Genomic DNA, 6,322 nt, shown 5'->3' with positions numbered 1-6,322 from the left:
CTCCCAGCCCAGCCCCACGCCCGCCAGCGCCGACGCGGGCAGCACCTGCTCCCGGCTCTGTCCATCCAGGAACCCGAGCACGCCCGCGCCCAGCGTCACCGTGCGCTTGGGCCCGTCCGTCATGGGGCGGAGGAACGCTTCCAACTCCCGCCGCTCGCCGGAGCGCAGCGCCACGGTGTCCTCCCACAACACCTGCCCGCCCTTGCGCAGCTCCAGCTTCCGGCGGCCCTCCGGCACCACCACGCCGCCGGGCAGCTCGCCCGCGTCCTGGCCGTCCACCTTGAGCGTGAAGCCCTCCAGCCTGGCGCTGTAGGAGAAGACCTCCGGCTGTCCGGGCCGCTCCAGCGTGCCGGAGAGCAGCACCGGATCCGCGCCCACTTCCAATATCTGCGCGCTGGGCCGCTGGCGCCCTTCCGTATAGGCCCACGTGTTGCGGCGGGCCCAGTCGTGGGCCTCCGTCGCGCTCACCGCGCCATCGCGGTTGCGATCGCCGCGACCATCGAGCGCCTGGATGAGGAAGTGCGTGTAGATGTCATTGGCCAGCGCGTCGTCCTCGCGCGCCGCCTCGCCCCAATCACTGGCGGACAACACCAGCGAGGCGCGGCTCGCGGCCTCCAACGGTTGCGGCAGGAAGGCCGCCTTGGTGTGCGCGAGCTCGTCGCGTACCTCCGGCGGCAGCAGCGACTTGCCCGTGCCGCTGTGACAGGTGGCCAGCACCAGCACGCGCCGCCGCGAGCCCAGCCGCTCCAGGGCCTGCTCCAGCGTGGCCATGTCCAGCCCCGTGCCGGCCACATCCCGGTAGCGGGTATCGGACGTCACCAGGTAGCGCTGCAATTCGCCCCTCGCGTCGCGCGCCAGCGAGCCATGGCCGGACATGTACACGACCACCGTGTCCTGTGGCCGCCAGGGATGCGCCTCCAGCGCCTGGAGCGCGGCGAGCACCGACGTGCGCGTCGTCTGCTCGGGACGCGTGAGCACCGTCACGGAGCGGAAGCCTCCGCGCGCCGGATCCGCCAGCACGCGGCCCAGGTCGTCCGCGTCCTTCGCCGCGTAGCGCAGCCCGTTCCATGCGGGGTCCGCGTACTCGGAGATGCCGATGAGCAGCGCGTGCCGTTCGCCCTCCTGCGCAGTGGCCAGCACGCCGTCGTCCAGCCGCACCCGCACCGCGCGGCCCTTCTCCCGCGGCTCCACCGAGCGGCACGCGCCGAGCGCCACCAGCGCCAGCACCACGGGGATGAACAGCAGGCGGGACACGCGCGGCTCCTCAGGGTGCAGCATGCCCCGGCGCCACCTTCAAACGAAGGCGGGCCTGGGCCGCGTCGGGAGGCACCTGACCGCTGACGCGCACCGCCTCCAATGCCGCGTCTCCCTGGACGCCCTGCGGCCAGGCGACCAGCACCAATGTCACCGGCCCTCGCTCGTCCTCCAGGGACACGCCCGCCAGGTCCTCTCCGTCGCGCAGGTCGTGCGTGCCCGGCGTCAACACATGGCGGCCCAGCACCTGCGGCGGAACGCCAGGGGCTTCGCGCACCAGCAGGGCGTCCGCGGACTCGCTGGCGTGGTAGCGCAGGAGCACCACGGCTTCGGGCGGAACCACCGCGTCCTCCGCCACCGCGCGCACCGTTCCGTCCGGCAGCCGCGCCACCGCCGTGACCTCCAGCGCCAGGGGCGCGGTCCCCTTGATGCGCTGCGAGGACGGCTCCACGTCACCGGGACCTCCGGCCCCCGGACGCACCAGGAGGGCCAGGACGACGGCGGCGGCCATTGCCCCCAGCCCTCCGGTCAGCCAGGCCCGCCGGGGCGCCCCCTGATTCCTGCGCACTCGCGCCCAGCCGACCGCGTCCTCACGGACGGGGCGGCCCGAGGCCTCGACGAGCGCTTCGTCCGTCAGCGCGTCCAGCCCCGGGAACTCACCGGGCGACGCATCTTCGCGGGCGAGGAACGCCTCGCACACCTCACAGGGACGCGAGAGGTGCTCGGCGAAGTAGCGCACCGCTTCGGGCTCGCGCCGTTCGAGCTGCTTCGAGGACTCCACGTCCAGGTGTCTGTCGCTCGTGCTCATGGCTCACCCCACCTCCGCGGCCAGCAGCCGCGCCAGCAACTCGCGCTTCACCCGGGCGCGGAAGCGCTCCAGGCGCATCGTCACCGCGCTCTTGCCCAGGCCCAGGCGCTCGGCGATCTCTCGCGCGCTCAATTCCCCCTCCAGATAGAAGAGACGGGCCGTGTCCTTCTCCGGGCCCTCGGGCAGCCCTTCGATGAGGGCGCGCACCACCGCCACGCGGCGCTCCAGCGTGAGCGAGGGCGGCAGCGCGGGCACGGACATGTCCGCCTCGCGCGCCAGGTCCTCCGCCGCGCGGGCTCGGGCCTTCACGTTCCGGCTGAGCGCGTAGGCGTGGTGCCGGGCGATGGTCAGCAGCCAGCCGCTGAACGCGCGCGGATGCTGGAGCCGGGGCAGTTCGCGGAAGGCCCGCACGAACGTCTCCTGCACCACGTCCTCCACCTCCGCGGCCTCCAGCGTCCCCGACCCCTGGGCCACGCGGCGCACCGCTCCGTGGAAGCGCTGGTAGAGCTGGCCACACGCGGCCTGCTCTCCCTGGGCCGCCCGGCGGATGCAGTCCGCCATCTCCTGCTCCGTCACGCCCCTGCCCTCCCCACGCACGCGGGCTTCGCGCCGGGGCGACGCCTCCAGGGGCAGGCCGATCCAGGTGTGAAGCTGCAAGCCATGACCCCCATCCACTACTCCGTCTGGAGGGAAGGAGTCACGGGGGTCACTTCCGGCCACGCGCGCCTGTCCGTCAGGCTCCGGGAGCCACGCAGAGTGCGTGTCCCACCCTGGAGCTGCGCGGGGGAAATCACGGCCTGTGGCCGTTTCTCGCGGCCGTGCTCCTTCCTTTTCAACAGGGGGCGCCGCCAGCGAGGGACGCCTTCCAGAACCAGGAGACACACGTCATGCGTTTCATCGGTCTGTTCGCCTCCGTCCTGTGCCTGTCCGCGTGTGGCAATGGTGCGTCCTCCGTGGGGCTGAGCACGCGGATGGGTTCCTCGGTTTCGGGCGCGGGCCTTCCCGGCCAGGCCGTGCAGCGGCTGGAGACCTCCAACGGCATCACCGTGGAGCGGGTGCGGCTGTCGGTGCGCGAGCTGGAGCTCAAGCGCGAGGGCCATCATGACGACGACGACGCCACGAAGGACGACGCCGGCACGAGCACGGATGATCACAGCGAGCAGAAGCAGCGCACGGGCGCCTTCCTCATCGACCTGACGGGCACGGCGCTGGAGGGACAGGTCGTCCGCCTGCGCGACGTGACGGTGGAGCCGGGCCTCTACGATGAGATCGAGTTCGACATCGGCAAGGTGTCCGTCACCGAGGCGGGCGACAACGCCGCGCTGAAGGAGCTGGCGGAGCTGGGGGCGTCCCTCGTCATCGACGGCCACATCGACGGCGCGCCCTTCCAGTTCGTCACCAGCGTCGGCGTGGAGCAGGAGCGCGAGGCGGACTTCGAGGTCACCGGCGGGGACGACCAGAACGTGACCATCAACATCGACCCCAGCGGCTGGTTCACCGGCGAGGGCGGCACGCGGCTGGATCCGCGTGACGACCACAACCGCTCGCAGCTGGAGAACAACCTGCACCGCTCCATCGACGCCTTCGACGACCACGATCGCAACGGCGGCGAGGACTCCGACGACGACCGCCACGGCGACGACGACTGAGCCGGACGCCTACGTCACCCGAGCACCCGCGCCAGATACGGCGCGGTGCGGCTCTCCTTCACCTTCGCCACCTGCTCCGGCGTGCCCTGCGCCACGACCCGGCCTCCGGCGTTCCCCGCGCCGGGGCCCACGTCGATGACGTGGTCGCTGGCGGCGATGACTCGCAGGTCGTGCTCCACGACGATGACCGTGTTGCCCGCGTCCACCAGTCCCTCCAACTGCTTCATCAGCTTGTCCACGTCCGCCGGATGCAGGCCCGTGGTGGGTTCGTCCAGCACGTAGAGCGTGTCGCCGTGCTGGGTGCGCTGGAGCTCCGTGGCCAGCTTGATGCGCTGGGCTTCACCGCCGGACAGCTCCGTCGCGGGCTGGCCCAGGCGCAGGTAGCCCAGGCCCACGTCGCGCAGGACCTTGAGCGCGCGCAGGAGGGGCGGCTCGTCGGTGAAGAAGTCGAAGGCGCCGTCCACCGTCAGACCCAGCACGTCCGCGATGTTCTTCTCGCGGTAGCGCACCTCCAGCGTCTTCGCGTTGTAGCGGGTGCCGTGGCAGGTAGGGCACGGCGCGTACACGCTGGGCAGGAAGAGCAGCTCCACGCTCACGAAGCCTTCGCCCTCGCACGTGTCGCAGCGGCCTCCCGCCGTGTTGAAGGAGAAGCGCCCCGCGCCGTACTTGCGCGACCTGGCCAGTGGGGTCGCCGCGAACAGCTTGCGCACGTGGTCGAAGAGGCCCGTGTAGGTCGCCAGGTTGGAGCGGGGCGTGCGGCCGATGGGCTTCTGGTCCACCGTCACCAGCCGGCGGATGGCCTCCATCCCCTCCTTTATATAGCCCTCGCTCGCCAGCACCGGTTCGCGGTCCAGCGGCTCGCCCTCCTCCTCTTCCGGCGCCAGCGTCTGGCCCAGCCTTCCCGCCACCAGCTCCACCAGCGCCTGGCTCACGAGGCTGGACTTGCCGGAGCCGGACACGCCCGTCACCGTGGTGAAGACGCCCAGCGGGAAGTCCACGTCCAGCCCGCGCAGGTTGTTGCGCTTCACGCCTTCCAGCCGCAGCCGTCCCGTCGCCTTCCGGGGCGAGCGGCGGCGCAGGGCCTCTTCCTCAAAGAGGTAGCGCCGCGTCCGGGAGGCCTCCACCTTCGCCAGTCCCTCCGGCACTCCGCTGTAGAGCACCTGCCCGCCGTGCTCACCGGCGGCGGGCCCCACGTCGATGATCCAATCCGCGTGGCGGATGACGTCCACCTCGTGCTCCACCACGAACAGCGAGTTGCCCGCCTCCTTCAGCCGGTCCAACGCCGTCAGCAGCGCCTCCGTGTCCGCGGGGTGCAGGCCGGCGGATGGCTCGTCCATCACGTACACCACGCCGAAGAGGTTGGAGCGCACCTGCGTGGCCAGCCGCAGCCGCTGCAACTCACCCGGCGACAGCGTGGGCGTGCTGCGCTCCAGCGACAGGTAGCCCAGGCCCAGGTCCGTCAGCACCTGGATGCGCGCGAGCAGGTCCTTCGTGATGCGCTGGGCGACGATGACCTTCTCCGGGTGCTCGCGGGCCATTCCTTCCGCGTCCTTCCCCTTCCCTTCCGCCGTGGGCTTGATCAGCTCCGCGACCTGCTCCAGCGGCATGCGGGACAGCTCACCGATGTCGCGTCCCGCGAACGTCACCGACAGCGACTCGCGCTTCAGGCGCTTGCCCTCGCACAGCGAGCAGTCGCTGGCGACCATGTACCGGGCGACGCGCTTCTTCATCATCGCGCTCTGGGTCGTCGCGAAGGTGGTCATCACGTAGCGCTTCGCGCCCGTGAAGGTGCCCATGTAACTGGGCGTCTCCTTGCGAGCCATGGCCCGCTTCACCTCCGCGGACGTGAAGCCCGCGTAGACGGGGACCGAGGGCTGCTCGTCGGTGAAGAGGATCCACTGGCGGTCCTTCTTCGGCAGGTCGCGCCAGGGCTTGTCGATGTCGTAGCCAAGCGTCACCAGGATGTCGCGCAGGTTCTGGCCGTGCCATGCGGGCGGCCACGCGGCGACGGCGCGCTCGCGGATGCTCAAGGAGTCATCCGGCACCATGGAGCGCTCGGTCACTTCGAACACGCGGCCGATGCCGTGGCACTTCGGGCACGCGCCCGCGGGCGTGTTCGGAGAGAACGCATCCGAGTCCAGCCGCTCCAGCTTCGGCGGGTACAGGCCCGCGCGCGAGTACAGCATGCGCACGGAGTTCGACAGCGTCGTCACGCTGCCCACCGACGAGCGGGACGTCGGCGCGCCCCGGTGCTGCTGGAGCGCCACCGCCGGAGGCAGCCCGTCAATGGCGTCCACCTCCGGCACGCCCACCTGATCAATCAGGCGCCGGGCATACGGGGCCACGGATTCGAAGTAGCGCCGCTGCGCTTCCGCGTAGAGCGTCCCGAACGCCAGCGACGACTTGCCGGAGCCCGATACGCCGGTGAAGACCACCAGCGCGTCGCGGGGGATGTCCACGTCCACGTGCTTCAGGTTGTGTTCGCGGGCACCCCGGACGCGGACGAAGCCGGAGGGGTCGGGAGTCTTGCGGGTGCGCGGTGCTTTGGGAGTGGCCATGACAGGGCGGAACCTGCCCACCCGCCCGGGCGAGGTCATCCACGAAGCGCGCC

At 71.3% G+C, this 6,322-nt stretch carries 5 protein-coding genes; 1 reads left to right on the top strand and 4 read right to left on the bottom strand.

The features are described 5' to 3' along the window. The 3 genes from D7X32_RS28265 to D7X32_RS28255 all read right to left on the bottom strand — a co-directional run. Positions 1–1,278, bottom strand: a 1,278-nt coding sequence (locus D7X32_RS28265) for a caspase family protein (RefSeq protein ID WP_147450302.1), incomplete at its 3' end; no start/stop codon positions are given. Beyond that, positions 1,265–2,062, bottom strand: a complete 798-nt coding sequence (locus D7X32_RS45580) for a hypothetical protein (protein ID WP_158625777.1) — start codon at positions 2,060–2,062, stop codon at positions 1,265–1,267. The genes D7X32_RS45580 and D7X32_RS28265, both read right to left, overlap by 14 nt. A 3-nt stretch (positions 2,063–2,065) precedes the next feature. Continuing rightward, positions 2,066–2,623 (bottom strand): RNA polymerase sigma factor, encoded by a 558-nt coding sequence (locus tag D7X32_RS28255; RefSeq protein ID WP_120605673.1) that lies wholly within the window; start codon positions 2,621–2,623, stop codon positions 2,066–2,068. A 326-nt stretch (positions 2,624–2,949) separates the two neighbouring features. On the opposite strand from D7X32_RS28255, the gene D7X32_RS28250 reads away from it, so the two are divergent. Next, a complete protein-coding gene (locus D7X32_RS28250) occupies positions 2,950–3,711 on the top strand; it encodes a hypothetical protein (RefSeq protein WP_120605672.1) in 762 nt (253 codons plus the stop codon). Between the two features lie 14 nt (positions 3,712–3,725). Here the strand turns inward: D7X32_RS28250 and uvrA are convergent, their stop codons facing one another. Then, the gene (gene uvrA, locus D7X32_RS28245; protein WP_120605671.1) at positions 3,726–6,269 is read right to left on the bottom strand and encodes an excinuclease ABC subunit UvrA; all 2,544 of its coding nucleotides are present in this window, start codon (positions 6,267–6,269) and stop codon (positions 3,726–3,728) included. Between the last annotated feature and the right edge of the window lie 53 nt (positions 6,270–6,322).

It is taken from the genome of Corallococcus carmarthensis (genome assembly GCF_003611695.1).
GTDB classification, from domain to species: domain Bacteria; phylum Myxococcota; class Myxococcia; order Myxococcales; family Myxococcaceae; genus Corallococcus; species Corallococcus carmarthensis.
Note: the sequence above shows the minus strand (reverse complement) of the source record. Positions and strands in the feature narration are given on the sequence as shown.